Below are 2,320 nucleotides of genomic sequence, written 5' to 3' on the forward strand. Positions count from 1 at the left end.
TGGTGGTGGTGCTCACCGCCTACGTGCTGGGGCCGCTGGTGACGACGCTGTCCCGCGACGCCTACCTCGACGATCCGGCGACGCGCCTGTACGTCACCAACAACATCAAGCTCTTCGTGCAGTTCTTCCTCCCCGGGGTGTGGGCCGACCTGCCCTACCCGGGCGCGGTCAACGGCTCGCTGTGGACCCTGTTCGTGGAGTTCCTCTGCTACCTCGCGGCGCCCCTGGTCTTCATCTTCCCGAGGCTGCTGCGCCCCTTCGTCGCGCTCGTCGCGGTCTACGTGACGATCCGGCTGGCCGAGGCGCCTCCGGAGGAGTCGCCGATCTTCTGGGCCGTGCGCCTGCGTGACGCGGCCGGGCTGTGGGTCTACTTCGCGGCCGGCGCGTTCGTGCGCTTCGCGCTCCGGACCTGGCCGTGGTTCCGCCTGCGTGGCGACGTGGCGGTCGCGCTGATCGCGGCGCAGACGGTGATCGCCTGGTCCTTCCCCACGTGGGCGCTCGAGACGGGATGGCTGGCCATCACCTACGCCGTGCTGACGATCGGCCTGTCGCGCACGCCGTACGTCGCTCGCACCGCCCGCTTCGGCGACTTCTCCTACGGCCTCTACCTCTACGCGTTCCCGGTGCAGCAGCTGGTCATCGACCTGTGGGGGGTGCGCGGCGCGGCGGTCAACTTCCTCACCGTGCTCGGCATCACCCTCGCGTGCGCGGTGCTGTCCTGGCACCTCGTCGAGCGGCCGTGCCTCGCCCTCAAGGACCGGATCCTGAGGCGGCGGGTGCGTCCGGGCGCCCTCGAGCCGGCGACCTCCGAGAAGGTGTCGGCCTGACCCGACCGCCCACCGGGCGGGGCGCCGGAGCGGGGTCGACGGACCGTAGGGTCTCCGGCATGACCGCCGCCCCCGCCGTACGCGACCTCCTGGACGAGATCCAGGGGCACGAGGCGTGGGCGGTGATCCGCCGCAAGGCCGAGCGCACCGCCGGCCTGGTGGCGGGGCGACGTACGGAGGTCGAGTCGATCCTCGACATCCCGCTCGAGACCGGCGTCCCCGAGCGCGGCAAGATCGCCGACCGGCTCGTCGCGCTGCCGTTCCGCCAGGTCCGCGAGCGCGGCTTCGACGCCATCGACGACGGCACCCCGCTGGTGGTGGTCGACATCGACGTCGAGCACGAGGTGTCCGTCGACGACCTGGTCGCCGCGCTGCCGACCGCGGACATCGAGATCGCCGACCGGGGCGGGTTCGAGACCTCCGACGAGGACTACGCGACCGTCGTCGAGTCGATCATCCGCGACGAGATCGGGCAGGGCGAGGGCGCCAACCTGGTCATCGGGCGCCACTACCGCGCGGTGGTCGCCGACTGGAGCGCCGAGCGTGCGCTGGCCGTGCTGCGCCGCCTGCTCGAGCACGAGCGCGGCGCCTACTGGACGTTCTGCTTCTTCACCGGCGACCGGTACCTGATCGGGGCCTCGCCCGAGCGGCACGTCAGCGTGCGCGACCAGGACGTGCGGATGAACCCGATCTCCGGGACGTTCCGGGTCGGCGGCGACCTCGACACCCTCAAGCCGCGGCTGCTCGACTTCCTCGCCGACGAGAAGGAGGTCTTCGAGCTCTTCATGGTCGTCGACGAGGAGCTCAAGATGATGTGCGAGGTCTGCCACGAGGGCGGGCAGGTGCTCGGTCCGTTCCTCAAGCCGATGACCCACCTCGTGCACACCGAGTACCTCCTCGCCGGCCGCAGCGAGCGGGACCCGCGGGAGATCCTGCGCGACACGATGTACGCCGCCACGGTCACCGGCGCCCCCGTCGAGAACGCGTGCCGGCTGATCGCCGAGTACGAGGCGGAGGGCCGCGGCTACTACGCCGCCGCGCTCGCGCTCTTCGGTCGCGACGCCGAGGGCCACCACACGATGGACAGCCCGATCCTGATCCGCACGGCCGACGTCGACCCCGACGGCCACCTCAAGGTGACGGCCGGGGCCACGCTGGTGCGCGACTCCGACGCGGCGTACGAGGTGGCCGAGACGCACGCCAAGGCCGGCGGCATCCTGGGTGCCTTCGGGCTGGTGCCGCGTGCGACCGCGCCGGCCGAGGAGATCGCCGCGTTGACCCGCGACGAGGACGTCCTCCTCGCCCTCGGCACCCGCAACCAGCGGCTCAGCCGGTTCTGGCTCACCGACCAGGAGGGCGCGCCGCCCGACCCGTCGCTGTCCGGGCAGCGCGCCGTGATCCTGCACGGCGAGGACGACTTCGTGAACATGCTGCGCCACGTGCTCGGCGTCTTCGGGATGACCTCGACGGTCCTGCGCCACGAGGACTACGCC

General features: G+C 71.8%; 2 protein-coding genes. Both read left to right on the forward strand.

Annotated elements, in window-relative coordinates:
• On the forward strand, positions 1-827 hold an 827-nt coding region (locus ACXJKL_RS19550), incomplete at its 5' end, for an acyltransferase family protein (RefSeq protein ID WP_457208664.1).
• Positions 828-886: 59 nt separating this feature from the next.
• Positions 887-2,320, forward strand: a 1,434-nt coding sequence (locus ACXJKL_RS19555) for a chorismate-binding protein (protein WP_457208665.1), incomplete at its 3' end; no start/stop codon positions are given.

This window comes from Nocardioides sp. P5_C9_2, from assembly GCF_054049555.1.